Origin of the sequence: Pseudomonas sp. NPDC089406 (assembly GCF_044900265.1) — a bacterium.
In the GTDB taxonomy this organism is placed as follows: Bacteria; Pseudomonadota; Gammaproteobacteria; order Pseudomonadales; family Pseudomonadaceae; genus Aquipseudomonas; species Aquipseudomonas fakonensis.
Genome location: NZ_JBJDNC010000003.1, coordinates 190,965 through 215,373, shown reverse-complemented (window position 1 = coordinate 215,373; position 24,409 = coordinate 190,965). Strand labels below are relative to the sequence as shown.

22 protein-coding genes are annotated in these 24,409 nt (G+C 64.8%); 10 read left to right on the top strand and 12 right to left on the bottom strand.

Going from position 1 to position 24,409, the window contains the following annotated elements; translation table 11 throughout:
• Positions 1 to 45: 45 nt before the first annotated feature.
• The gene (locus tag ACI2KK_RS03585; RefSeq protein ID WP_369988602.1) at positions 46 to 1,359 is read right to left on the bottom strand and encodes an ATP-binding protein; all 1,314 of its coding nucleotides are present in this window, start codon (positions 1,357 to 1,359) and stop codon (positions 46 to 48) included.
• 104 nt (positions 1,360 to 1,463) lie between these two features.
• Positions 1,464 to 2,204 (bottom strand): two-component system response regulator OmpR, encoded by a 741-nt coding sequence (gene ompR, locus ACI2KK_RS03580; RefSeq protein WP_217887130.1) that lies wholly within the window; start codon positions 2,202 to 2,204, stop codon positions 1,464 to 1,466.
• 228 nt (positions 2,205 to 2,432) lie between these two features.
• Between ompR and ACI2KK_RS03575 the strand changes: the two genes are divergently transcribed.
• From ACI2KK_RS03575 to ACI2KK_RS03560, 4 genes are all read left to right on the top strand, one after another.
• Complete coding sequence (locus ACI2KK_RS03575; protein WP_404667891.1) at positions 2,433 to 4,760, top strand: Tex family protein; 2,328 nt, start codon at positions 2,433 to 2,435, stop codon at positions 4,758 to 4,760.
• Positions 4,760 to 5,143 carry a PaaI family thioesterase gene (locus tag ACI2KK_RS03570; protein ID WP_404667890.1) on the top strand — a complete coding sequence of 128 codons (384 nt, stop codon included), beginning with the start codon at positions 4,760 to 4,762 and terminating at the stop codon, positions 5,141 to 5,143. The genes ACI2KK_RS03575 and ACI2KK_RS03570 overlap by 1 nt, the downstream gene beginning before the upstream one ends.
• 241 nt (positions 5,144 to 5,384) lie before the next feature.
• The gene (gshA, locus tag ACI2KK_RS03565) at positions 5,385 to 6,962 is read left to right on the top strand and encodes a glutamate--cysteine ligase (protein WP_404667889.1); all 1,578 of its coding nucleotides are present in this window, start codon (positions 5,385 to 5,387) and stop codon (positions 6,960 to 6,962) included.
• The gene (locus ACI2KK_RS03560; protein ID WP_404667888.1) at positions 6,962 to 7,597 is read left to right on the top strand and encodes a TetR/AcrR family transcriptional regulator; all 636 of its coding nucleotides are present in this window, start codon (positions 6,962 to 6,964) and stop codon (positions 7,595 to 7,597) included. Before gshA ends, ACI2KK_RS03560 begins: the two co-directional genes overlap by 1 nt.
• A 142-nt stretch (positions 7,598 to 7,739) precedes the next feature.
• Here ACI2KK_RS03560 and ACI2KK_RS03555 read toward each other — a convergent pair whose 3' ends face one another.
• The 8 genes from ACI2KK_RS03555 to ACI2KK_RS03520 all read right to left on the bottom strand — a co-directional run bounded on the left by ACI2KK_RS03555 (position 7,740) and on the right by ACI2KK_RS03520 (position 14,968).
• Positions 7,740 to 7,955, bottom strand: a complete 216-nt coding sequence (locus ACI2KK_RS03555; protein WP_008095172.1) for a molybdopterin-binding protein — start codon at positions 7,953 to 7,955, stop codon at positions 7,740 to 7,742.
• A 44-nt stretch (positions 7,956 to 7,999) separates the two neighbouring features.
• On the bottom strand, positions 8,000 to 8,812 hold the full coding sequence (gene ssuB / locus ACI2KK_RS03550) for an aliphatic sulfonates ABC transporter ATP-binding protein (protein ID WP_404667929.1): 813 nt from the start codon (positions 8,810 to 8,812) through the stop codon (positions 8,000 to 8,002).
• Positions 8,812 to 9,609, bottom strand: coding sequence for an aliphatic sulfonate ABC transporter permease SsuC (gene ssuC / locus ACI2KK_RS03545; RefSeq protein ID WP_404667887.1), 798 nt, complete (start codon positions 9,607 to 9,609; stop codon positions 8,812 to 8,814). The genes ssuB and ssuC overlap by 1 nt, the downstream gene beginning before the upstream one ends.
• Before the next feature lie 10 nt (positions 9,610 to 9,619).
• A complete protein-coding gene (gene ssuD / locus ACI2KK_RS03540; protein ID WP_404667886.1) occupies positions 9,620 to 10,768 on the bottom strand; it encodes an FMNH2-dependent alkanesulfonate monooxygenase in 1,149 nt (382 codons plus the stop codon).
• 59 nt (positions 10,769 to 10,827) lie between these two features.
• Positions 10,828 to 11,793: a sulfonate ABC transporter substrate-binding protein gene (locus tag ACI2KK_RS03535; RefSeq protein WP_404667885.1), complete on the bottom strand. Its 966-nt coding sequence runs from the start codon at positions 11,791 to 11,793 to the stop codon at positions 10,828 to 10,830.
• 95 nt (positions 11,794 to 11,888) lie between these two features.
• Positions 11,889 to 12,482: an NADPH-dependent FMN reductase gene (ssuE, locus tag ACI2KK_RS03530; RefSeq protein WP_369988614.1), complete on the bottom strand. Its 594-nt coding sequence runs from the start codon at positions 12,480 to 12,482 to the stop codon at positions 11,889 to 11,891.
• 347 nt (positions 12,483 to 12,829) lie between these two features.
• Entirely contained in the window at positions 12,830 to 13,468 is a 639-nt protein-coding gene (locus ACI2KK_RS03525; RefSeq protein WP_217887120.1) for a peroxiredoxin, read from the bottom strand.
• 165 nt (positions 13,469 to 13,633) lie between these two features.
• Positions 13,634 to 14,968 carry an OprD family porin gene (locus ACI2KK_RS03520; protein WP_404667884.1) on the bottom strand — a complete coding sequence of 445 codons (1,335 nt, stop codon included), beginning with the start codon at positions 14,966 to 14,968 and terminating at the stop codon, positions 13,634 to 13,636.
• Positions 14,969 to 15,538: 570 nt separating this feature from the next.
• Between ACI2KK_RS03520 and tauA the strand changes: the two genes are divergently transcribed.
• The 4 genes from tauA (at position 15,539) to tauD (ending at position 19,249) form a co-directional block, all read left to right on the top strand.
• Positions 15,539 to 16,510 carry a taurine ABC transporter substrate-binding protein gene (tauA, locus tag ACI2KK_RS03515; RefSeq protein WP_404667883.1) on the top strand — a complete coding sequence of 324 codons (972 nt, stop codon included), beginning with the start codon at positions 15,539 to 15,541 and terminating at the stop codon, positions 16,508 to 16,510.
• 116 nt (positions 16,511 to 16,626) lie between these two features.
• Entirely contained in the window at positions 16,627 to 17,415 is a 789-nt protein-coding gene (tauB, locus tag ACI2KK_RS03510; RefSeq protein ID WP_404667882.1) for a taurine ABC transporter ATP-binding subunit, read from the top strand.
• Positions 17,412 to 18,251 carry a taurine ABC transporter permease TauC gene (gene tauC / locus ACI2KK_RS03505; protein WP_404667881.1) on the top strand — a complete coding sequence of 280 codons (840 nt, stop codon included), beginning with the start codon at positions 17,412 to 17,414 and terminating at the stop codon, positions 18,249 to 18,251. Before tauB ends, tauC begins: the two co-directional genes overlap by 4 nt.
• A gap of 164 nt (positions 18,252 to 18,415) precedes the next feature.
• Positions 18,416 to 19,249 (top strand): taurine dioxygenase, encoded by an 834-nt coding sequence (gene tauD, locus ACI2KK_RS03500; RefSeq protein ID WP_404667880.1) that lies wholly within the window; start codon positions 18,416 to 18,418, stop codon positions 19,247 to 19,249.
• A 119-nt stretch (positions 19,250 to 19,368) separates the two neighbouring features.
• Here tauD and betT read toward each other — a convergent pair whose 3' ends face one another.
• Positions 19,369 to 21,330, bottom strand: coding sequence for a choline transporter BetT (gene betT / locus ACI2KK_RS03495; protein ID WP_404667928.1), 1,962 nt, complete (start codon positions 21,328 to 21,330; stop codon positions 19,369 to 19,371).
• 312 nt (positions 21,331 to 21,642) lie between these two features.
• Complete coding sequence (gene epsC, locus ACI2KK_RS03490) at positions 21,643 to 22,581, bottom strand: serine O-acetyltransferase EpsC (RefSeq protein ID WP_404667879.1); 939 nt, start codon at positions 22,579 to 22,581, stop codon at positions 21,643 to 21,645.
• Between the two features lie 365 nt (positions 22,582 to 22,946).
• Here epsC and tcyJ point away from each other — a divergent pair, with 365 nt between their 5' ends.
• A complete protein-coding gene (gene tcyJ, locus ACI2KK_RS03485; protein ID WP_404667878.1) occupies positions 22,947 to 23,741 on the top strand; it encodes a cystine ABC transporter substrate-binding protein in 795 nt (264 codons plus the stop codon).
• Positions 23,738 to 24,406, top strand: a complete 669-nt coding sequence (tcyL, locus tag ACI2KK_RS03480; RefSeq protein WP_217840855.1) for a cystine ABC transporter permease — start codon at positions 23,738 to 23,740, stop codon at positions 24,404 to 24,406. Before tcyJ ends, tcyL begins: the two co-directional genes overlap by 4 nt.
• Positions 24,407 to 24,409 lie beyond the last annotated feature (3 nt).

Genomic DNA, 24,409 nt, shown 5'->3' with positions numbered 1-24,409 from the left:
TGGGAGCGGCTTTAGCCGCGAAGAGGCCGGCACAAACAACAACGATCAAACAGCATCGCGCGGCAGCAACAACCCCAACGGCAAGCGCACCCGCGCCTCGATGCCGCCACCTGAACGGTTGCGCAGCTCGACATTGCCGCCATGCTGCGCGGCAATGCGCTTGACGATCGCCAGCCCCAGCCCGGTGCCCTTGCCGCCACGGGCGCGGTCGCCACGGATGAACGGGTTGAAGATGGTTTCAAGCTCCGACTCGTCGATGCCGGTGCCGCGGTCCAGCACGCTGAGCACCACGTACGGCGCGCTTTGCTCACCCGACACATAGGCCGCCACTTCCACGCCCTTGCCGGCGTGGTGCAGGGCGTTGCCGATCAGGTTGCCCAACATGCGCTTGAGCGAAACCCGGCGCAGCGGGAACGGCGGGATCGGCTCCAGACACAGGCGCACCCGTTCGTCGGGCTGGTTGTAGGGCGCCACCACCTCGCGGATCAGCTCGCTGAAATCGACCTCTTCCACCGGCTCGTCACGCCCGTCGCGGATGAACGCCAGGAACTGGTCGAGGATCGCGTCCATGTCCTCGATGTCGCGCACCATGTCATCGCTCAGGTCGCTCTCATGGTCCATCAGCGACAACGACAGGCGCAAGCGGGTCAGCGGCGTGCGCAGGTCGTGGGAGACCCCCGCCAGCATCAGCTCGCGCTCACGCCCGGCCTGCTCGACATCCTCGGCCATCTGGTTGAAGGCGCGGTACACCTCGGTCATCTCGCTGGGGGTGTCGCTGATCGGCAGCCGCACGCTGCGCCCCTGGCCCAGCTGGCGGGCGGCGAACACCAGGCGCTTGAGCGGCTGATTGAGCTGGCGCACGAAGATCCACGCCGAGGCGGTGGACAACAGGCCAATGGCCAGGAACCAGCCCAGCACGTTCCAGATCTTCTGCCCGCGCAGCGGGTGTGGGTACAGCGGCACCTTCAGCCAGCCCGGGCCCAGGCTCGGCGCGTTGACCCACAACGCCGGCGGCGCGTGGATGCGCAGGCGTACCTCGGTGTCCTCGCCCAGCTCGGCCTGCATCTGGCGCTGGTAGATCTCGCTGTAAGGCCAGTGCTGCTCGCCTTCGGGCACCCCCGAGCCCGTCACCCGAATGAGCCCGGCAGCCTCGGCGATCTGGTCGCGGTTTTCTTCATCCGCCGCCCAGTAGGCGCGCAGGGTCAGCGCCACGCCGTGGCTGTACTGGCGGTCCACCAGCACGTCCTCGTTCATCAACAGGTACACCAGGGTCAGCGCCTTGGAAAACAGCACGACGATCAGTACCAGCCACAGGGTGCGGGCGAAGAAGCTTTGCGGGAACCAGAGAGGGGTTTTCATCAATGACTACTAACTTGCAAGGGCAGCGAAAAAGCCGGGCGGCGCAGACGAAAACAGGGCGGCCCCGTGGAGCCGCCCTGCTGCGCCATGCCGAGCCGACAGGCTCATTTGGCGGCGTTTCCGTCCGGCACGAAGACGTAGCCCACGCCCCATACGGTCTGGATGTAGCGCGGCTTGGACGGGTCGGGTTCGATCATGCGGCGCAGGCGCGAGATCTGCACATCGATGGAGCGCTCCAGGGCGTCCCATTCGCGGCCACGGGCCAGGTTCATCAGCTTGTCGCGGGTCAGCGGCTCGCGGGCGTGCATCACCAGGGCCTTGAGCACGGCGAATTCGCCGGTGGTCAGCATGTGCGTCTCGTCGCCGCGCTTGAGTTCGCGGGTGGCCAACGACAGCTCGTAGTCGCCAAAGGTGACGGTTTCTTCCTCGCTGCCGGGCGCGCCCGGTACGCTCGGGGCCTGGCGGCGCAGCACGGCCTTGACCCGGGCCACCAGCTCGTCAGGGTTGAACGGCTTGGCCAGGTAGTCGTCGGCACCCAGTTCGAGGCCCTTGATGCGGCTGAGCTCATCGCCCTTGGCGGTGAGCATGATGATCGGGATCTGGTTGTTGGAGGCGCGCAGGCGCTTGCACGCGGACAGGCCGTCTTCGCCGGGCAGCATCAGGTCGAGCACCACCAGGTTGAATACTTCACGGGCCAGCAGGCGGTCCATCTGTTCGACGTTGGGTACGGTGCGTACGCGGTAGCCCTTGCTGGTGAAGAAACGGTCCAGCAGGCTGCTCAGGCCCGGGTCATCGTCGACGATGAGAATCTTTTCGCCTTCAGCGTTGTTTGCGGTGCTGGTCATCTGTCACTCCTCTAAGATCGCCGCGCATTATGGCGTAGCCATTGCAATGCGTGCCGTGTGCATTGTTAGCAGATTTTTCCCACGCTGCCACTTCCATGCCGCTGCCCGCTGGCGCCGGGCTATCACCGCAACCCCGGCGCGATGGGTATAATGCGCGGCTTTCATCCAGCGCCGCCGGGCCCAGGCCCCTCTTGCGGCCCCCGTTTTCACAATTGTCAGGTGGTTTACATGGACAGCATCAACAGCCGTATCGCCGAGGAACTGGGCGTTCGCCCACAACAGGTCGAGGCGGCCGTGGGCCTGTTGGACGAAGGCTCGACCGTGCCCTTCATCGCCCGTTACCGCAAGGAAGTGACCGGCAGCCTGGACGACACACAACTGCGCCACCTGGAAGAGCGCCTGCGCTACCTGCGCGAACTCGACGAGCGCCGCGCCAGCATCCTCTCGAGCATCGAGGAGCAGGGCAAGCTGACCCCGGAACTGGCCCGCGAAATCAAGCTGGCCGACACCAAGACCCGCCTCGAAGACCTGTACCTGCCGTACAAGCAAAAGCGCCGCACCAAGGGCCAGATCGCCCTGGAAGCCGGCCTGGGCGAGCTGGCCGACGGCCTGTTCAACGACCCGCAACTGGCCCCTGAAGCCGAAGCCGCGCGCTTCGTCGACGCCGAAAAAGGCGTGGCCGACGTCAAGGCCGCGCTGGAAGGCGCCAAGTACATCCTCATGGAGCGCTTCGCCGAAGACGCCGGCCTGCTCGACAAGCTGCGCAGCTTCCTCAAGCAGGACGCGGTGCTCAGCGCCCGCGTGGTGGCCGGCAAGGAAGAAGAAGGCGCCAAGTTCCGCGACTACTTCGCCCATGACGAACTGCTGCGCAGCGCCCCCTCGCACCGCGCCCTGGCGATCTTCCGCGGGCGCAACGAAGGCGTGCTCAGCGCTTCGCTGAAAGTCGGCGAAGAGCTGCCGGGCACCCTGCACCCGTGCGAAGTGATGATCGCCAACCACGTTGGCGTGGAAAACCGCAGCCGCCCGGCCGACAAGTGGCTGGGCGAGGTGGTGCGCTGGACCTGGAAGGTCAAGCTGTACACCCACCTTGAGACCGACCTGTTCGGCGAACTGCGCGACAACGCCGAAGGCGAGGCGATCAACGTGTTCGCCCACAACCTGCACGACCTGCTGCTGGCCGCCCCGGCCGGCCCGCGTGCCACCCTCGGTTTCGACCCGGGCCTGCGTACCGGCTGCAAGATCGCCGTGGTCGACGCCACCGGCAAGCTGCTGGACCACACCACGGTGTACCCGCACGCACCGAAGAACGACTGGGACCGCACCATCTCGATCATGGCCGCACTGTGCGCCAAGCACTCGGTGGAGCTGATCGCCATCGGCAACGGCACCGCCAGCCGCGAAAGCGACAAGCTGGTGGCCGAACTGGTTAAAAAATACCCAGCCCTGAAAATCACCAAGATCATGGTCTCCGAGGCCGGCGCCTCGGTGTACTCGGCCTCGGAACTGGCCGCCCGTGAATTCCCCGACCTGGACGTGTCGATCCGTGGTGCGGTGTCCATCGCCCGGCGCCTGCAGGACCCGCTGGCAGAGCTGGTGAAGATCGACCCGAAATCCATCGGTGTCGGCCAGTACCAGCACGACGTATCGCAGGTGAAGCTGGCCCGCGGCCTGGACGCGGTGGTCGAGGACTGCGTGAACGCCGTGGGCGTGGACGTCAACACCGCCTCGGTGGCCCTGCTGACCCGCATCTCCGGCCTGAACGCCACACTTGCGCAGAACATCGTCGCCCACCGCGACGCCAACGGCCCGTTCGCCACTCGCGCGGCACTGAAAAAGGTCAGCCGCCTGGGCGAGAAAACCTTCGAACAGGCGGCGGGCTTCCTGCGCGTGATGAACGGCGACAACCCGCTGGACGCCTCGGCAGTTCACCCGGAGGCCTACCCGCTGGTGCAGCGCATCGCCGCCGGCACCGACCGCGATATCCGCTCGCTGATTGGCGACAGCGGTTTCCTCAAGCGCCTGGACCCTAAAAAGTTCACCGACGAGACCTTCGGCCTGCCGACCGTCACCGACATTCTGCAGGAACTGGACAAGCCCGGCCGCGACCCGCGCCCGGAGTTCAAGACCGCCACCTTCCAGGACGGCGTCGAAGACCTCAAGGACCTGGAGCCGGGCATGATCCTCGAAGGCGTGGTGACCAACGTCACCAACTTCGGTGCCTTCGTCGACATCGGCGTGCACCAGGACGGCCTGGTGCACATCTCGGCGCTGTCGGAGAAGTTCGTCAAGGACCCGCGTGAAGCGGTCAAGGCCGGCGACGTGGTCAAGGTCAAGGTCATGGAAGTGGACATTCCGCGCAAGCGTGTGGGCCTGTCGATGCGCATGGGCGACACCCCGGGCGAGAAGGTCGAGGGCAACCGCGGTGGTAACCGTGGCGGCAATGGCGGCAACCGCCAGCAGCAGGCACCACGCCCGCGTGAAACCGCCACCGCTGCCCCGGCCAACAACGCCATGGCCGCGCTGTTCGCCAATGCCAAGCAGCTGAAGAAAAAGTGATGGACGTACCGAAGGAGTACGTCGAGAGCGCCTTCAGCCAACTGCTGGGCTGCCGCCTGCAACGCCTGGACACAGGCGTCGCCGAGGTGGCCCTGGCGCTCGAACCGCACCTGCGCAACCGCGGCCAAAAGCTGCACGGCGGGGCGATCTTCAGCCTGGTGGACATCGCCATGGGCCTGGCCTGCTCGGCCAGCCACGGTTTCGACCAGCAGAGCGTGACCATCGAGTGCAAGATCAACTACATGCGCGCAGTCAGTGACGGCGAAGTGCTCTGCACCGCCCGGGTGCTGCACGCCGGGCGCCGCACCCTGGTCGTCGACGCCGACGTGCTCCAGGGCGACAAGCTGGTGGCCAAGGCGCAGGGAACCTTCGCGGTTCTCTAGCTCCTGTAGCAGAATCTGCGGTATTTTCAGCAGCATTGTGGGGCCGCTTTGCGGCCCATCGCCGGCAAGCCGGCTCCTACAGGGATCAGTGTAGGAGCCGGCTTGCCGGCGATGGCTGCAACCCGGTCCGTTGCCGGAACCGCGTAAACCAGGCGACAACGCCAGTTCCTTTCCCAACTACCCTTGTAGACCGTCACCTCCACCCCCATATTGGGGCGACTGACGCGTGAAGGAATCCATCTTGAGCGACCTCCTCAACCGCCGCCTGAGCTTGCTCGGCGACAACCTCGACCTGCTCAAGCAGTGCCTGCACGGCATTGAGCGCGAATGCCTGCGCGTGACCCACGACGGTCGCCTGGCCCAGACCCCGCACCCCGAAGCCCTGGGTTCGGCGCTGACCAACGAACAGATCACCACCGACTACTCCGAGTCGCTGCTGGAGTTCATCACTCCGGCCCTGGCCGACCCTGCCCAGGTGCTCGAAAGCCTCGAGCAGGTGCACCGCTTCGTCTACAGCAAGCTGGGCGACGAATACCTGTGGAGCCCGTCGATGCCTTGCGCCCTGCCGGCCGAGGAAGACATCCCGATCGCCGAGTACGGCACCTCCAACATCGGCAAGCTCAAGCACGTGTACCGCAAGGGCCTGGCCCTGCGTTACGGGCGCACCATGCAGTGCATCGCCGGCATTCACTACAACTTCTCGCTGCCCGAAGCGCTGTGGCCGTTGCTGCGCGCCGAAGAAGGCAGCAGTGAAGACGACCGCGATTACCAGTCCTCGGCGTACATCGCGCTGATTCGCAACTTCCGCCGCTACAGCTGGCTGTTGATGTACCTGTTCGGCGCATCGCCCACGCTGGACAAGGGCTTCCTGCGTGGCCGCCCGCACCAGCTCGAAGAGCTGGACGGCGAAACCCTGTACCTGCCCTACGCCACCAGCCTGCGTATGAGCGACCTGGGTTACCAGAGCAACGCCCAGGCGGGCCTTACGCCTTGCTACAACAACCTGGCCAGCTACACCGACAGCCTGCGCAAGGCCGTCGGCACGCCGTACCCGCCCTATGTCGAGGTGGGCACGCACGTGGATGGCGAGTGGGTGCAGCTGAATACCAACATCCTGCAGATCGAGAACGAGTACTACTCGAACATCCGCCCCAAGCGCGTCACCTACACCGGCGAGCGGCCGATCCAGGCCCTGACTTCGCGCGGCGTGCAATACGTCGAAGTGCGCTGCCTGGACATCAACCCGTTCCTGCCGGTGGGTATCGATATCACCGAGGCGCGCTTCCTCGACGCCTTCCTGCTGTTCTGCGCGCTGGAAGACAGCCCGCAACTGGACAACGGTGAATGCGGCCAGTGCACCAACAACTTCCTGACCGTGGTCAAGGAAGGCCGCCGCCCGGGCCTCGAGCTGCAGCGTGACGGCCAGTCTGTCGGCCTGCGCGAATGGGCCACCGACCTGATCGGTCGCATAGGCCAATTGGCAGACCTGCTCGACAAGGCCCAAGGCGGCACCGAGCACGCCAAGGCCCTGGAGGCCCAGCAAGCCAAGGTCGACGACGCCTCGCTGACCCCGTCCGCCCAGGTGCTGGCGCGCATGACCGAACACGACGAGACCTTCGTGCAGTTCTCCCTGCGCCAAAGCCGCCTGCATGCCGAAACCTTCCGCGAGCAGCCGCTGAGCATCGAGCAGCAACAGGCTTTCGAAACCCTGGCCCGCGAATCGCTGGCCAAGCAGTCGGAGCTCGAGCAGGAAGAAGTCGGTGACTTCGACCTGTTCGTCGGTGCCTACCAGGCCAGCATCCTGGCCATCAGCAACTGATGAACCGCCCTGCCCCTACCCCGCGCAAACCGCGCGCCAGCAGCCAGGCCAGGATCGAGGCGATCCTGGCGGCAGCGCGCGAGCTGCTGGCCGGGCAAGGGGTAGCGGGGCTGTCGATCTACAGCGTGGCGGAACGGGCGCAGATCCCGCCGTCGTCGGTGTACCACTTCTTCGCCAGCGTGCCGGCGTTGCTCGAGGCGCTGACTGCCGACGTGCATCGGGCCTTCCGTGAGGCCTTGAGCGCACCCATCGACAGTGCCGCATTCAGCACCTGGCACGGCCTGTCGCGGCTGATCGAACAGCGCATGCTGGACATCTACAACGAGGATGCCGCTGCGCGGCAGTTGATCCTCGCCCAGCATGGCCTGAGCGAAGTGGTGCAGGCCGACCGCCAGCACGACATGGAACTGGGCGAGCTGATGCACAAGCTGTTCGGCCAGCACTTCCACTTGCCGGTGATGCCGACCGATGTCGACGTGTTCGCCCTGGCCATGGAGCTGAGCGACCGGGTGTATGCCCGCTCGATGCAGCTGCACGAGCAGATCACCCCACGTATGGCCGAGGAAGGCATGCGCGTGTTCGAGGCGTACCTGGGGCTGTACCTGCCACCGTTTCTGGCCAAGCGCCCAGCCTGAAATTGCAGGGGCCGCTTTGCGGCCCTTCGCGGGCAAGCCCGCTCCTACAGGTTCAGCGCAGGTTTCAGACCTGTCGTCAGCCCTGTGGGAGCGGGCTTGCCCGCGAAGGGCTGCAACGCAGCCCCGGCTTCTCTCAGCACCATCACAGCTTGGCGATGGACACCTCGGTCGATTTGACGAAGGCGATCACTTCGCTGCCCACCTGCAACTCCAGCTCCTTCACCGAACGGGTGGTAATTACCGAGGTGACGATACCGGAGGCGGTCTGCACGTCGATTTCCGACAGTACCGGGCCTTCGAGGATTTCCTTCACGGTGCCTTTGAACTGGTTGCGTACGTTGATGGCTTTGATGGTCATGGTCTCATTCCTTCTGTTTGGCTTCGGTCTGTTGAGTGAGTCATTCAGTGCGCCCAACGCAGTTGCGTGGGCAAAGGGGCTACAGGTTCCGGCTCGGGCGGGGTGCCCGGGGCGGACAGAACACGGTTGAGCACTTCGCTTTCAAGCGCAGCCAGGCGGTGCGAACCACGCGCCCTGGGCCTTGCCAGGTCGACGCTGAGGTCCAGGCCGACGGCGCCGTCCTCGATCAAGATCACCCGGTCGGCCACGGCGACGGCTTCGCTGACGTCGTGGGTGACCAGCAGCACGGTGAAGCCGTGCTGGCGCCACAGGCGCTCGATCAGTTGCTGCATCTCGATACGGGTCAGGGCATCCAGCGCCCCCAGCGGCTCGTCCAGCAGCAGCAGGCGCGGCTGGTGGATCAGCGCCCGGGCCAGGGCCACGCGCTGCTTCTGGCCACCGGACAACGCCGCCGGCCACTCGTTGGCGCGGTCGGCCAGGCCGACGGCTTCCAGGGCGTCCAGGGCGCGCTGGCGCCAGTCGCCAGACAAGCCCAGGCCAACGTTGTCGATCACCTTCTTCCACGGCAGCAGGCGTGCATCCTGGAACATCAGGCGGGTTTCCTCGCGGGCCTCGGCCAGCGGCGCGGCACCGGCCAGCAACTCGCCGGCGCTGGGTAGGTCGAGCCCGGCCAGCAGGCGCAGCAAGGTGCTCTTGCCACAACCGCTGCGCCCGACAATGGCGACGAATTGCCCGGCCGGAATGTGCAGGTCGATACCCCGCAGTACTTCACGCTGGCCGAAGGTTTTGCGCAGGCCGTTCGCGGCCAGCGGGATACCACGCAGCAGGCGTGGCGGCTGTTCGTTGAGCACGGTCATCATGCGCCCTCCTTTTTCGCCACCTGGTACGCCGGGTGCCAGCGCAGCCACACACGCTCCAAACCGCGGGCGGCCAGGTCGGCCAGTTTGCCGAGCACGGCATAGAGCACGATGGCCAGCACCACCACGTCGGTTTGCAGGAACTCACGGGCGTTCATCGCCAGGTAGCCGATGCCGGAGCTGGCCGAAATGGTCTCGGCCACGATCAGCGTCAGCCACATGAAGCCCAGGGCAAAGCGCACGCCGACCAGGATCGAAGGCAGCGCACCGGGCAGGATCACCTGGCGGAACAGCGAGAAGCCCGACAGCCCGTAGCTGCGCGCCATCTCCACCAACGCCGGGTCGACGTTGCGGATGCCGTGATAAGTGTTGAGGTAGATGGGGAACAAGGTCCCCAGCGCCACCAGGAAGATCTTTGCCGACTCGTCGATGCCGAACCACAGGATCACCAACGGAATCAGCGCCAGGTGCGGCACGTTGCGGATCATCTGCACCGAGCTGTCCAGCAGGCGCTCGCCCCAGTTGGAAAGCCCGGTGATAAAGCCCAGCAGCAGCCCCAGGCTGCCACCGATGACAAAGCCGACGCCGGCACGCCAGCCGCTGATGGCCAGGTGGGTCCAGATTTCGCCGCTGCGCACCAGCTCCACGCCGGCGCTGATCACAGCGCTTGGGGCCGGCAGGATGCGCGTCGACAGCCAGCCGGCACTCACGGCCAGTTGCCAGACCGCCAGCAGCGCCAACGGCAGGGCCCAGGGCGCCAGGCGCTTGGACCAGGTGTTAGAAGTTGAACTGCTCATGACCCCGCCCTCAACTCTGCGACACGGCTTTGGGCAGGATGTCGTTGGCGACCATTTCGCCGAACGGGCTCACATAGCCGCCGCTCTTGGGTTGCTCAGGGCGGTTCACGTCGATGTGCGGGAACAGCAACTCGGCCACGCGGTACGACTCTTCAAGGTGCGGGTAACCGGAGAAGATGAAGGTATCGATGCCCAGGGCGGCGTACTCCTTGACCCGCGCCGCCACAGTCGGGCCATCGCCGACCAGCGCGGTGCCGGCACCGCCGCGCACCAGGCCGACGCCGGCCCACAGGTTGGGGCTGACTTCCAGCTTGTCGCGGTTGCCGCCATGCAGGGCGGCCATGCGCTGCTGGCCTACCGAGTCGAAGCGTGCGAGCGAGGCCTGGGCACGGGCGATGGTGTCGTCGTCCAGGTGCGAAATCAGCTTGTCGGCGGCGGCCCAGGCTTCTTCATTGGTTTCGCGCACGATCACATGCAGGCGAATGCCAAAACGTACTTCACGGCCTTGGGCTGCGGCCTTCTCGCGCACCTGGGCGATCTTCTCGGCCACGGCGGCCGGCGGCTCGCCCCAGGTCAGGTACAGCTCGACCTGCTCGGCAGCCAGGTCCTGGGCGGCGTCGGACGAGCCACCAAAGTACAGCGGCGGGCGCGGTTGCTGGATCGGCGGGTAGAGCAGCTTGGCGCCCTGTACCTGGATGTGCTTGCCGTCGTAGTCGACCACCTCGCCTTCGAGCACCTTGCGCCAGATGCGGGTGAACTCGACCGAAGCTTCGTAGCGCTCCTGGTGGTTCAGGTGCAGGCCGTCGCCGGCCAGCTCGTCCGGGTCGCCGCCGGTCACCAGATTGAACAGCGCGCGGCCATTGGACAGGCGGTCAAGCGTCGCGGCCTGGCGCGCGGCAACGGTCGGCGAAATGATGCCCGGGCGCAGGGCCACGAGGAATTTCAGGCGCTCGGTCACCGGGATCAACGACGCGGCGACCAGCCAGGAGTCCTCGCAGGACCGCCCGGTGGGAATCAGCACGCCACCGAAACCGAGGCGGTCGGCGGCCTGGGCGATCTGCGTCAGGTAGCCATGGTCGACGGCGCGGGCGCCTTCGTTGGTGCCCAGGTACTTGCCGTCACCGTGGGTGGGAAGAAACCAGAAGATGTTCAGGCTCATTGGAGTTGTCTCCTCAAGGGTGGCAAGGCCGGGGCGGCGCCCCGGCGCAGGCAAAGGGTTCAAGGCGCGCTGGCGACCTTGGCCGGGGGTGTCCAGATCACGTCCTTGATGCTCAAGGGCTTGGGAATCAGCTTCAGGGCCTGGAAGGTGTCGGCGATCTTCTGCTGTGCGGCGATCACCTCCGGGGTCAGCGGCGCAGCGCCGTAGCCCTGGCGTTTCACCGAGGTCAGGGTGATGTCGGCGGGCAGGCCGAGCAGCGGCGCCACCTGGTCGGTGACCTGCTGCGGGTTGGCCTGGGACCATTCGCCCACCGCACGTACTTCGTCGATCAGCGCACTGATGACCGCCGGGTGCTGGGTGGCGTAGTTGCGGGTGGCCAGGTAGAACTGGTGGTTGTCGACCAGGCCCTTACCATCACGCAGGGTGCGGGCCTGCAGCTGCTGTTCGGCGGCGGCCTGGTACGGGTCCCAGATCACCCAGGCATCGACGCTGCCACGTTCGAAGGCGGCGCGGGCGTCGGCCGGTGGCAGGTACACGGGCTGAATGTCGCTATATTTCAGGCCTGCGTCTTCCAGGGCGCGCACCAACAGGTAGTGCACGTTGGAGCCCTTGTTCAGGGCGACCTTCTTGCCCTTGAGCTCCTTCACCGACTGGATCGGCGAGCCCTTGGGCACCAGGATCGCCTCGCTGTGGGGCGCTGGCGGCTCATAAGCGACGTACAGCAGGTCGGCACCAGCGGCCTGGGCGAACACCGGCGGGGTTTCGCCGGTAACGCCGAAGTCGATGGAACCGACATTGAGCCCTTCGAGCAGCTGCGGGCCGCCGGGGAACTCGGTCCATTGCACGTCGATGCCCTGCGCTTTCAGGCGCTTTTCCAGCGAGCCCTTGGCTTTGAGCAGCACCAGGGTGCCGTATTTCTGGTAACCGATGCGCAGGCTCTCGGCCTGGGCTTGGGTGATGGCGCCGAAGGACACAGCCGCCGCAAACAGGGCGACCAGACCGCGACGCAAGAAGACTGTGCGCATGGCGCTCTCCTGTGCGAGTGGGTTCGGGTAGCACCTGCTTGCCTCGTTGACGGGCGAGTAAGGTGGGACAACGGTGAAGCGGGTGTGGCGGTGGCTCAGATGCTCCAGCGGGCGCTGAGCAGGCGTTCGTTCAACACGCCCGGGGCAACCGGCTTGGGCCGGCGCGCCAGGGCGCTGTGGAAGGTTTCCAGCGAATCCAGCAGGCGCTGTTCCAGCGCTTGCGACAACTGTGCGGGCTTGCCGCCTTCGCCGTAGGCGATCTGGCTGTCGTCGGCGAAGATCCCTTGCAGGGTCTCCTGCGCCTTGAGGGCCGACAGCACGGGCTTGAGGGCGTAGTCCACGGCGAGCATGTGGGCGATGCTGCCGCCGGTGGCCACCGGCAGCACCACCTTGTGCTCCAGGGCGCGCTCGGGCAGCAGGTCGAGCAGGGTCTTAAGGGCGCCGGCGAACGAGGCCTTGTACACCGGGGTGGCGACCACCAGGCCATCGGCCTGGGCCACCAGCTCGTTGAAGTGGCGCACCTGCGGGCTGTCGAAGCGCGCGTGCAGCAGGTCTTCGGCGCTGAATTCGCGCACCTGGAAGGTCACCACTTCAACGCCGCGCTCTTGCAGCCAGTCGCGCGAACGCTCGAGCAGCACGCCGGAGCGTGAACGAAGACTGGGGCTACCACCGACAGAAACAACCAGCATTGAAAGCGCTTCCTTCGATTCGTTTGCAGGGCCGCGAGGGGTTGGCCCCGCTGGATGGAAGTGACATTAACAGCTTGTTATATATATCTATAAATCATATTTTTTCATTTGTTTATTCGATTACAGACTATACAGATCAATCACTGTAGGAGCGGCCTTGTGTCGCGAAAGGGCCGCAAAGCGGCCCCGACGATCCTGCATGAAACCAAGATCTCGGGGCCGCTTCGCGGCCCTTTCGCGACACAAGGCCGCTCCTACAGAGGGTCCGGCGTCCAGCCATAAAAAAGGGCCGTCGAAACGGCCCGAAAATCCCTGCTATGGCTAAGAGCAATACAACGAGGAATGCATCAACGATTCGGTTGCGGGGTCAGCCGCAGGTAGGGTTTCACCGCCCGGTAACCTTTCGGGAAGCGCTGCTTGATTTCGTCTTCGTCCTTGAGCGACGGCACGATCACCACGTCGTCGCCGTCCTGCCAGTTACCTGGCGTGGCCACCTTGTGGTTGTCGGTCAGTTGCAGCGAGTCGATCACCCGCAAGATCTCGTTGAAGTTGCGCCCGGTACTGGCCGGGTAGGTGATGGTCAGGCGCACCTTCTTGTTCGGGTCGATGACGAACAGCGAGCGCACCGTGAGGGTGTCGCTGGCGTTGGGATGAATCAGGTCGTACAGGTCGGACACCTTGCGGTCGGCGTCGGCGATGATCGGGAAGTTGACCACGGTGTTCTGGGTCTCGTTGATATCCTCGATCCACTTGTGGTGCGAGTCCACCGGGTCCACCGACAGGGCAATGGCCTTGACCCCGCGCTTGGCGAATTCATCCTTGAGCTTGGCGGTCAGGCCCAGCTCGGTGGTGCACACCGGGGTGAAGTCGGCCGGGTGGGAGAACAGCACGCCCCAGCTGTTGCCCAGCCACTCGTGGAAACGGATCTTGCCTTCGCTGGAATCCTGTTCGAAGTCTGGGGCGATGTCGCCGAGTTTGAGGCTCATGGAAGCGGCTCCTGTGCTGTGTCTGGCCTGTATGGGTTCAATGTGCCTGTTCTCGAATGAAAACAAAAAGAATAAATATCGATTTATTTATAACTTAATTGCATACGAAAACGCAGGCACAAAAAAGCCTCGCACTAGGCGAGGCTTTTTTTGTGAGGCTACGGCTTACAGGAAGCTGTAAGTGTAGTTCACGATGAAGCGGGTCTGGTCCTGGTCAGCCAGGGAGCTGGCGCCAGTACCACGGTAGACGCCCTGGCGCAGGCTGAAGCCCAGGCCTTTGAGGGTGCCTTGCTGCAGCACGTAGTCGATACGCGCGTCGCGTTCCCACTCGCTGAAGGTACCGTTGCCGTTGGCATTGCGGCCGTCTTCACCACGCAGGTAAGCAACCGAAGCCTTCAGACCAGGTACGCCCAGGCCAGCGAAGTCATACGAGTACTGACCGAAGGTGGTGTTTTCACCGGCCTTGGCGAACTGGTTGATCATGCTGTCGGTGAACAGGTAGAAGCTCGCACCGCCGGCGCCTTCCGGACGGCCGTTACCGTCGCGCACAGAGCCTTGGTTCAGCCAGACGAAGCCGCCGTCGTCGCTGACACGCTGGTGACCCAGCATGAGCGCGTGGCCGCCCAAGGTGTAGGTGAACATGGCGGACCAGGTTTTGTTGTCAACTTCACCGGCGTGCTTGGCATAGCCGCTGTTATTGTTGAAGGCGTAGGCGCCGCCGTCGCCGTTCTTGCCGTCGCTGCTGCTGTCGAAGTAGCGCAGGTCGGTCTTGAACGACTGGTCGTCAGCGATCTTGAAGACGTGGGTAGCACCCAGGAAGTGCTGCTTGTAGAAGTCTTCCAGGTTCGAGTAGTAGTACTGCAGGGTCAGGTCTGGAGTGAGCTTGTAGTCCAGGCCGCCGTAGCGGAACTTGTTGCTGTCAGCGGTCGCGCCGTTGACCGACAGGCCAGTACGGTTGCTCGAAGCACGGCCCATGGCGTGGGTCAGCTGACCGGCGTTGATGGTCAGGTTGTCGATTTCTTTCGAGGTGATGGTTGCACCTTCGAAGGTTTGCGGCAGCAGACGACCATCGTTGGAAACGAGGATTGGCAGCATTGGCGCCAGAGCGCTACCGAAGTGAGCTTCGGTCTTCGAGAAGCGAGCCTTGGCGTTGGCACCGAAACGAGCCCACTGGCTGGCGGCCGAACCGTCGCTGTCGCTTGGGAAGAAGCTGCTGTTGTCCGGGTGCTTGCCACGGCCGCCGTCGAGGTGAATACCCCACAGAGCCTGAGCGTCGACACCGAAACCAACGGTACCTTCAGTGAAACCGGAGATGTAGTCGAGCTTGAAGCCCTGACCCGACTCACGGTTGTCCTTCACGTTGTTTTCGCGAGTGTCGTTGTTGAAGTACATGGTGCGCGAGCTCACCGACAGCTTGCTGTCTTCGATGAAACCGGCAGCGCCTGCTTGTTGGGCGAGAACCCCCATTGCCACGGCCAGGGCCAGGCTGGACTTGTACATGCTTTGCTCCTCTACGTTCTAATTTTTGTGCGTCTCAAGTGGCAGGATCTGAGGCCCCACTCACCCGGATTGGCGATTTAGCCCAAAAGCGTGACCGCTTAGTCAACCGCTAACGGTCGATTCGCGACTTTGGTCTAACCCGCCACCTGCGCTACAGGATAATGACAATCCTATAAATCCAAAATGACCGTTTTGTGAATCTCTAAGATTTTTACGGAATAACTTTGGAACCTTTACTACCTAAAGTTGTATCGACGAGGTCAATCATACCTTTAGGTTATGTGAAAACGTTTGCCTGCCTGGCGTGCGCCAGGATCCCCAAGGCACGGCCGAAAGAGGCTAGCAGGGTCTCCCGGTTACGCCACCCGAAAGGCGCATCGTGGGAGCGGGCTTGCCCCGCGATAGCGCCTTTGCCGGCCCCGTCGCGAGGCAAGCACGCTCCCACAGATGCAGCCCACAGCGCTACAGCTATTGGCTTTTAAGCTAATGCAAAAAAGTTATTTATTTTACATTTATTAGATCATTTAGCCTTTTCGTCATCCAACCCAATTGCCTGACGAGAGGTCCACCATGATCCCGCACACTCCGCTGCGCCTGTTCGCCGCCCTGACCCTCGCCAGCGCCAGCTGGCTGGCCCAGGCTGCCGACCTGACCGTCGCCTACCAGACCACCGTCGACCCGGCCAAGGTGGCCCAGGTGGACGGCGACTACGAAAAAGCCAGCAAGGCCAGCATCGACTGGCGCAAGTTCGACAACGGCGCCGATGTGATCACCGCGGTGGCCAGCGGCGACGTGCAGATCGGCTACCTCGGCTCCAGCCCCCTGGCCGCCGCCGCCACCCGCAAGCTGCCGGTGGAAACCTTTCTGATCGCCACGCAGATTGGCGCAGGCGAAGCATTGGTGGCCCGCGACAGCATCAAGACCCCGCAGGACCTGATCGGCAAGAAGGTCGCCGTGCCGTTCGTTTCCACCGGCCACTACAGCCTGCTGGCTGCGCTCAAGAGCTGGAACATCGACCCGTCCAAGGTGCAGATCCTCAACCTGGCCCCGCCGGCGATCATCGCCGCCTGGAAGCGCGGCGACATCGACGCCACCTACGTGTGGGACCCGGCCCTGGGCGTGGCCAAGGAAAACGGCAAGGTGCTGATCACCTCGGGTGAACTGGCCGCCAAAGGCGCGCCCACCTTCGACGCCTGGATCGTGCGCAAGGACTTCGCCGCCAAACACCCGGACGTGGTCAAGGCCTTCGCCAAGGTGACCCTCGACGCCTACGCCGACTACCGAAAGGACCCGCAAGCCTGGCTGGCCAACCCGGACAACGTCGCCAAGCTGGCCAAGCTGTCCGGCGCCAAGCCGGCTGACATCCCGCTGCTGCTGCAAGGCAACGTCTACCCGCTGGCCGCCGACCAGGCCAACGCCCTCGGCGCGCCGACCACCCAGGCGCTGACCGACACTGCCACCTTCCTCAAGCAACAGGGCAAGGTCGACGCGGTGCTGCCGGACTACGCGCCCTACGTCAGCAAGCAGTACCTGCCCAACTGAACCCAGGCCGCGACGGCCTGATGTAGGAGCGGCCTTGCGCCGCGAAAGGGCTGCAAAGCAGCCCCATTGAAATCACTTCAGACCGGCGACCTTTCGCCCGAAGACCGGAGCCCGTCATGGCCTTGCTCGAGCTGGAGCGCATCAGCGCACAGTACCCCGGCGCCAGCACCCCGGTGCTGGCCGACATCAACCTCGCGCTGGGCCCTCGCCAGCTGCTGGTGGCCCTCGGGCCTTCCGGCAGCGGCAAGACCTCACTGCTCAACCTGATCGCCGGTTTCGTCAGCCCCAGCGCCGGGCGCATCAGCCTGGACGGCGTGCCGGTGCAAGGCCCCGGCGCCGAACGCGGTGTGGTGTTCCAGGACGACGCCCTGCTGCCCTGGCAGAACGTGCTGGGCAACGTCGCCTTCGGCCTGCAGCTTGCCGGCGTGCCCCGCCCGCAGCGCGAGGCCAAGGCCCGCGAAATGCTCAAGCTGGTCGACCTGGACGGCTTCGCCGAACGACGCATCTGGCAGCTGTCTGGCGGGCAGAAACAGCGCGTGGGCCTGGCCCGGGCGCTGGCCGCCGACCCGCGAGTGCTGCTGATGGACGAGCCATTCGGCGCCCTCGACGCCTTCACCCGCGAGCAGATGCAAGAGCTGCTGCTGCAGGTGTGGCAGCGCACCGCAAAGCCGGTGTTCCTGATCACCCACGACATCGAAGAGGCGGTGTTCCTGGCCACCGAACTGGTGCTGCTGGCGCCCAACCCGGGGCGCGTGGTCGAGCGCCTGCGACTGGACTTCGGCCAGCGCTACGCCGCCGGTGAACCGGCCCGGGCGATCAAGTCCGACCCACGTTTCATCGAAACCCGCGAGCACGTACTGGCCCGCGTGTTCTCCCAACGCCAAAGCCTGCAGGAGCGCCCATGAGCAGCCTGGACCTGCCGCTTGCCGGCAAACGCGAACCCCACCTGCCGCCTGCTGCCAAGCCGGCGCGCAGCCTGTCCACCCGCTGGATCAGCACCCTGACCCTGGCCAGCCTGCTGGTGGCCTGGTGGCTGGTCACCGCCGCCGGCTGGGTCGAGCCGCTGTTCCTGCCCTCGCCCGCCGACATCGCCGCCAAGGGCTGGAGCCTGCTCACCCAGGGCTACATGGATGCCAGCCTGTGGCAGCACCTGGGCGCAAGCCTTGGGCGCATCGGCCTGGCGCTGATAGCCGCAACCTTGACTGCCATCCCGGTGGGCATCGCCATCGGCTACAACCGCGTGGCCCGCGGCATCCTCGACCCGCTGATCGAGTTCTACCGGCCGATCCCGCCGCTGGCCTACCTGCCGTTGATCGTGATCTGGTGCGGCATCGGCGAGCTGTCGAAGGTGCTGCTGATTTATCTGGCGATCTTTGCCCCGATCGCCATCGCCACCGCCACCGGCGTGCGCACGGTCGACCCGGCCAAGCTGCGCGCCGCGCAGTCGCTGGGCGCCAGCAAGGCGCAGCTGATCCGCCACGTGATCCTGCCCAGCGCCCTGCCGGACATTCTCACCGGCATCCGCATCGGCCTGGGTGTGGGCTGGTCGACCCTGGTGGCCGCCGAACTGATCGCCGCCACCAGCGGCCTGGGCTTCATGGTGCAGTCGGCGGCGCAGTTTTTGGTCACCGACGTGGTGGTGCTGGGCATCCTGCTGATTGCGCTGATCGCCTTCGCCCTGGAAATGGGCCTGCGCGCCCTGCAGCGCAAGCTGGTGCCCTGGCACGGCCAGAGCCACTGACCCCTGGATCGACCCGGTGTAGGAGCGGCCTTGTGTCGCGAAAGGGCCGCAACGCGGCCCCGGCATTTTCTGCTGCGATGCTGAAAACCTGGGGGCGCTGCGCGCCCCTTTCGCGACACAAGGCCGCTCCTACAAAGACTGCACAATTTCAGATGAGACCGAGCATGAGCCTGACCATCACCCCCTTGAGCCCCGCCCTCGGCGCGCAAATCAGCGGCGTCGACATCAGCCGCGAAATCACCGCAGCCCAGCGCGACGCCATCGAACAAGCGCTGCTGCAGCACCAGGTGCTGTTTTTCCGCGACCAACCGATCACCCCTGAGCAGCAGGCACGCTTCGCCGCACGCTTTGGCGACCTGCACATTCACCCGATCTACCCCAACGTGCCGGAAACGCCACAGGTGCTGATCCTCGACACCGCAGTGACCGACGTGCGCGACAACGCCGTGTGGCACACCGATGTGACCTTCCTGCCAACCCCGGCGCTGGGTGCGGTGCTCAGTGCCAAGCAGCTGCCGGCCTTTGGCGGCGACACCCTGTGGGCCAGCGGCATCGCGGCTTTCGAGGCATTGTCGGCGCCGCTACGGCAACTGCTCGACGGGCTCACCGCCACCCACGACTTCACCAAGTCGTTCCCGCTGGAGCGCTTCGGCACCACCGCCGAAGACCTGGCACGCTGGGAAGCCACCCGGCGCAACAACCCGCCGCTGTCGCACCCGGTGGTGCGCACCCACCCGGTGAGCGGGCGCAAGGCGTTGTTCGTCAACGAGGGGTTCACCACGCGGATCAACGAATTGAGCGAGCTGGAAAGCGAGGCGTTGCTGAAGCTGCTGTTCACCCACGCCACGCGGCCGGAGTTCAGCATTCGCTGGCGTTGGCAGGAGAACGACGTGGCGTTCTGGGACAACCGCGTGACCCAGCATTTTGCGGTGGATGACTACCGGCCCAATCGGCGGGTGATGCACCGGGCGACGATCCTGGGGGATGCGCCGTTCTGAAGCGTTTCCTGTTCCGGCCTCTTCGCGGGTAAACCCGCTCCCACAGGTGTTGCACAGCATTCAGGAACTGTGCGTTTCCTGTGGGAGCGGGCTTGCCCGCGAAGAGGCCGGTACAGGTATTAGCGGACCAGATGCAGATACTGCATATGCCGCTCGTACTGGTCGAGGATGTCGTTGATGATCTGCTCCTTGCTGTAGCCCACCAGGTCGTAGTTCTGGCTGCCTTCGCTCAGGTGCACCTCGGCGCGGTAATAGCGGCGGTTCTTCAAGTCCTGGGTGCCCAGCCCACCGAGGGCGAACGACGGGGTGAAGTAGCCGCGCATCTGCACCTGGTAGATGAACGGCTGCTCCTCGCCATGGCCAACCTTCAGGCTGACGTTGTCGTGGCTCGGGTCGTCCTGGGTCACCAGCACCAGGCCCTTCTGCTCGAACACCTCGCGCACCTCGGTAATCGCCGGGCGCACCACGTCGTCCATGAAGCGGTACACCTCGTCCCGTGACGGGAAGTGCACCGCCTGGCTCAGGCGCTGGCGCCAGCCGCCGCGGCCGCGCCGCGATTGGGCGAACGGTGCCAGCGAGTGCATCTGCGCGATCTGCCGCTGGCTCTCGAGGTAGAAGGCCTTGTGCAGCCCCCACATCATGCACAGCAAAATCAGCGAGAACGGCAGCGAGGTCAGCACCACGGCAGATTTCAGCGAATCGATGCTCCCAGCGAACAGCAAGCCGCTGGTGATCAGCGCGGTCATGGCGCCCCAGAAGATGCGCAACCAGTTCGGGCCGTCTTCATCCGCACCACCGCCCTTGGCCGACAGCGTCGACAGCACCACCGTGCCGGAGTCGGCCGAGGTGACGAAGAACACGAAGCTGATGAACACCGTCACGGCGATCACCGTCTTGCTCCAGGGGTAGGTTTCCAGCAGCAGGTACAGGCTCATCGACGGGTTGTCGAGGGCCGACTGGCCCAGCGCAGCCATGCCGTGGTTGATCACCTGGTCCAGGGCGCTGTTGCCGAAGATCGACATCCACGCCAGGGTGAAGCCCAGCGGGATCAGCAGCACGCCGAAGACGAACTCGCGGATGGTGCGCCCGCGGGAAATACGCGCGATGAACAGCCCCACGAACGGCGCCCAGGCAATCCACCAGGCCCAGTAGAACACCGTCCAGCCGCCCAGCCAGTCGCGCTGCTCGCCATAGGCGTACACATCGAAGCTCTTGCGCGGCAAGGCACCGAGGTAGTCACCGAGGTTCTGGATCAGGGTGTTGAACAGGTGCTGGGTGGGCCCGGCAAACAGCACGAACAGCAGCAGCGCACAGGCCAGGAACAAGTTGATGTCGCTCATCACCCGCACGCCTTTCTCGACCCCGGCCACGGCAACGGCCACCGCCGCGCCCATCATCAGGGTGATCAGCAGCACTTGCACCCACTGGCTGTGGCTGATGCCGAACAGGTAGTCCAGGCCTGCGTTCAGGTGCAGCACACCAAAGCCCATGTCGGCGCCCAGGCCGAACACCGTGGCGATGATGCCAAAGCCGTCCACCGCGTAGCCGATCGGCCCATTGATGCGCTTGCCGATCAGCGGGTACAGCGCCGAGCGCAGCGCCAGCGGCAGGTTGTGGCGGTAGGCAAAGTAGGCCAGGGCCATGCCGACGAAGGCGAACACGCCCCAGCCGTGCAGGCCCCAGTGCAGGAACAGGATCTGCATCGCCTGGCGCCCGGCCTCGGCCGTGCCGGCCTCGCCCACCGGCGGCTGCAGCATGTGGGTCAGAGGTTCCGACACGCAGAAGAAGAACAGCGTGATGCTGATGCCGGCGGCAAACAGCATGCCGGCCCAGGACAGGTAGCTGAACTCGGGTTCGTCATGGTCGGCGCCCAGCTTGATCTTGCCGTAACCGGACAGCGCGGTGACCACCACGAACACCAGGTACAGGGTCATGGCCAGCATGTAGTACCAGCCGACCGTGTTGGCCGCCCAGTTTTGCGCGGCCAGCAGCCACTCGCCGGAGGCTTGCGGGAAGGCGATGACCACCAGGCCGAAGATGAGGATGAAACTTGCCGCGAAGTAGAACACCGGGGGGTTCATGCGGATCTTGCCGCTGGCAAGGGATGGGGTTGGTGCACTCATGGGTGGCGCACCCCGTCGAACGACGTAAGGTACGGATTGAACGGGTTCAGCAAAGGCAATCCCTCCTGTTGAACACCGGCAATGGACCAGCGTTTTTCATTGAACAAGCGTTCAAGTTAAACATGGAATGGATTTCAATGCGACCCAATGCCGCCGGGCGGAGCGATGCGCCAGATACATTGTGGGAGCGGGCTTGCCCCGCGATTGCGATGTCAGGCCGACCATCACAATCGCGGGGCAAGCCCGCTCCCACGTGCCATACCCACCAGGCTAGAGCGCTTTTTTGCCCTCACAATCCAGCTGCAGATTGGCCTGGGTAATGTTGCTGTCTGCCGGCACGCTGCGGGTCAGCCAGACGTTGCCGCCAATGGTCGAACCCTGGCCGATGGTGATGCGCCCAAGGATGGTCGCACCGGCATAGATCACCACGTCGTCCTCGACGATCGGGTGGCGTGCCAGGCCCTTGTGCAGGGTGCCCGACTCGTCGCTGGGGAAGCGCTTGGCGCCCAGGGTAACGGCCTGGTAGATGCGCACCCGCTCCCCGATGATCGCGGTCTCGCCGATCACCACCCCAGTGCCATGGTCGATGAAGAAGCTCTGGCCGATCTGCGCGCCGGGGTGGATGTCGATGCCGGTGGCCGAGTGCGCCAGCTCCGAGCTGATACGCGCCAGCAGCGGCAGGCCGGCGCGGTACAGGTGATGCGCCAGGCGGTGGTGGATGATCGCCAGGATGCCCGGGTAGCACAGCAGCACCTCGTCGACGCTGCGCGCCGCCGGGTCGCCGTGGTAGGCGGCCAGCACGTCGGTGTCCAGCAGCACGCGCAGGCCCGGCAGGGCGGCAGCAAAATCCTGGATCAGGCGCAGGGCGTGGGCGTCCACGTCCGCCACCTCGGTGTTGCCGTGGCGGGCGGCGTAACGCAGTTCCAGGCGCGCCTGGGCCAGCAGCGCGGTAAGCGCCGTATCCAGCGTGTGGCCAACGTAAAAGTCTTCGCTCTCTTCGCGCAGGTCCACCGGGCCCAGGCGCATGGGGAACAGCGCACCGCACAGTTGCTCGAGGATCTGGCGCAGCGCCTCGCGCGACGGCAGCTCGCGCCCGCCCTGCTCGCCGCTGCTGCGGCCATTGCGGCTGCGCCACTGCTCACGGGCGCTGCGCAGGCCACTGACAATGCCGGGCAACTGCCATTGGCCGGTTGATGGGTGTTCGCTCACGGTGTTCTCCTGCCGGGTGGGCAATCTGTCTTGTTATTGCCTGTACCGGCCCTTTCGCGGGCAAGCCCGCTCCCACACGATCCCTGTGGGAGCGGGCTTGCCCGCGAAAGGGCCGGAACTGACCACATGCAATGCACGATACGTCAATTCCCCCTCTTGGAAAAAACAACGCTTTATTCCATCCTGCGCTAAGTCAGGCATAAGCAACGCTGACGGGGCGCCCATTCGTGGCTACCCTCAACCCTGCCACGGGATGGCAATCTGCAGTCATGGAATAACAACCGGCTTTTTTATTATTTCCGGGCCTATAGGGCCCAGCTTTATAGTTGCCACCCACTACTTCCACAACAAGCGCGGGGCCACACATGTCCAGATTCGCCAAACCTCTTCTCAACGCCAGCCTCGCCCTGTTGCTGGGCACCGGCCTGCTCGGCCAGGCCTTCGCCGGCGAACAGCTGAAGACCATCCAGGAAAAGGGCGTGATCAACGTCGGCCTGGAAGGCACCTACCCACCGTTCAGCTTCCAGGACGAAAACGGCAAGCTGACCGGCTTCGAAGTGGAGCTGTCGCAGCTGCTGGCCAAGGAGCTGGGAGTCAAGGCCAAGGTCCAGCCGACCAAGTGGGACGGCATCCTCGCGGCACTCGAGTCCAAGCGCCTGGACGTGGTGATCAACCAGGTGACCATCTCTGACGAGCGCAAGAAGAAGTACGACTTCTCCGAGCCCTACACCATCTCTGGCATCCAGGCGCTGATCCTGAAGAAAAAGGCCGAGCAGTTGAACATCCAGAAAGCCGCAGACCTGGCCGGCAAGAAGGTCGGTGTGGGCCTGGGCACCAACTACGAGCAGTGGGTGAAAAAGGACGTGCCGCAGGCTGACGTGCGCACCTACGAAGACGACCCGAGCAAGTTCGCCGACCTGCGCAACGGCCGTATAGACGCCATCCTGATCGACCGCCTGGCCGCGCTGGAATACGCGCAAAAAGCCAAGGACACCCAGCTTGCCGGCGAAGCCTTCTCGCGCCTGGAAAGCGGCGTGGCCCTGCGCAAGGGCGAGCCCGAGCTGCTGGCGGCCATCAACAAGGCTATCGACAAGCTCAAGGCTGACGGCACCCTGGCCAAGCTGTCCGAGAAATACTTTGGTGCCGATGTCACCAAATGATTGCTGAGAGCCTGCAACTCGTTCAAGACTCCGCGCCCTTTTTGCTCAAGGGCGCGGGCTACACGGTGCTGCTCAGCGTCGGCGGCATGTTCTTCGGCCTGCTGCTGGGCTTTGCCCTGGCACTGATGCGCCTGTCGAAGATCCTGCCGCTGGACTGGCTGGCGCGTATCTACGTGTCGTTCTTTCGCGGCACGCCGCTGCTGGTGCAATTGTTCGTGATCTACTTCGGCATGCCGCAGATCGGTATCGAGCTCGACCCGATCCCGGCCTCGCTGATCGGCCTGTCGCTGAACATGGCGGCGTACATCTGCGAAATCCTGCGCGCGGCGATCTCCTCGATCGACCGCGGCCAGTGGGAAGCCGCCGCCAGCATCGGCATGACCCGCACCCAGGCGATGCGCCGGGCGATTTTGCCCCAGGCGCTGCGCACCGCGCTGCCGCCGCTGGGCAACAGCTTCATCTCGCTGGTCAAGGATACCGCCCTGGCGGCTACCATCCAGGTGCCCGAGCTGTTCCGCCAGGCGCAGCTGATTACCGCGCGCACCTTCGAAGTGTTCACCATGTACGTGGCGGTGGCCGTGATCTACTGGGTGCTCTGCAGCATCCTCGCGCACTTCCAGAACCGCATGGAAGCGCGGGTCAACCAGCACGACCAGGAGCACTGACAG

Coding starts and splice junctions, on each gene's coding strand:
- tcyL (WP_217840855.1), top strand. CDS start 23,738: ATGATTGCTGAGAGCCTGCAACTCGTTCAAGACTCCGCGCCCTTTTTG.
- ACI2KK_RS03520 (WP_404667884.1), bottom strand. CDS start 14,968: ATGTACAAGTCCAGCCTGGCCCTGGCCGTGGCAATGGGGGTTCTCGCC.
- ssuC (WP_404667887.1), bottom strand. CDS start 9,609: ATGAGCAGTTCAACTTCTAACACCTGGTCCAAGCGCCTGGCGCCCTGG.
- tauB (WP_404667882.1), top strand. CDS start 16,627: ATGGCCTTGCTCGAGCTGGAGCGCATCAGCGCACAGTACCCCGGCGCC.
- ssuE (WP_369988614.1), bottom strand. CDS start 12,482: ATGCTGGTTGTTTCTGTCGGTGGTAGCCCCAGTCTTCGTTCACGCTCC.
- ssuB (WP_404667929.1), bottom strand. CDS start 8,812: ATGACCGTGCTCAACGAACAGCCGCCACGCCTGCTGCGTGGTATCCCG.
- ACI2KK_RS03585 (WP_369988602.1), bottom strand. CDS start 1,359: ATGAAAACCCCTCTCTGGTTCCCGCAAAGCTTCTTCGCCCGCACCCTG.
- ompR (WP_217887130.1), bottom strand. CDS start 2,204: ATGACCAGCACCGCAAACAACGCTGAAGGCGAAAAGATTCTCATCGTC.
- ACI2KK_RS03525 (WP_217887120.1), bottom strand. CDS start 13,468: ATGAGCCTCAAACTCGGCGACATCGCCCCAGACTTCGAACAGGATTCC.
- ACI2KK_RS03535 (WP_404667885.1), bottom strand. CDS start 11,793: ATGCGCACAGTCTTCTTGCGTCGCGGTCTGGTCGCCCTGTTTGCGGCG.
- ACI2KK_RS03555 (WP_008095172.1), bottom strand. CDS start 7,955: ATGACCATCAAAGCCATCAACGTACGCAACCAGTTCAAAGGCACCGTG.
- ACI2KK_RS03575 (WP_404667891.1), top strand. CDS start 2,433: ATGGACAGCATCAACAGCCGTATCGCCGAGGAACTGGGCGTTCGCCCA.
- tcyJ (WP_404667878.1), top strand. CDS start 22,947: ATGTCCAGATTCGCCAAACCTCTTCTCAACGCCAGCCTCGCCCTGTTG.
- tauC (WP_404667881.1), top strand. CDS start 17,412: ATGAGCAGCCTGGACCTGCCGCTTGCCGGCAAACGCGAACCCCACCTG.
- ACI2KK_RS03570 (WP_404667890.1), top strand. CDS start 4,760: ATGGACGTACCGAAGGAGTACGTCGAGAGCGCCTTCAGCCAACTGCTG.
- ssuD (WP_404667886.1), bottom strand. CDS start 10,768: ATGAGCCTGAACATCTTCTGGTTTCTTCCCACCCACGGTGACGGCAAG.
- tauA (WP_404667883.1), top strand. CDS start 15,539: ATGATCCCGCACACTCCGCTGCGCCTGTTCGCCGCCCTGACCCTCGCC.
- betT (WP_404667928.1), bottom strand. CDS start 21,330: ATGAACCCCCCGGTGTTCTACTTCGCGGCAAGTTTCATCCTCATCTTC.
- tauD (WP_404667880.1), top strand. CDS start 18,416: ATGAGCCTGACCATCACCCCCTTGAGCCCCGCCCTCGGCGCGCAAATC.
- ACI2KK_RS03560 (WP_404667888.1), top strand. CDS start 6,962: ATGAACCGCCCTGCCCCTACCCCGCGCAAACCGCGCGCCAGCAGCCAG.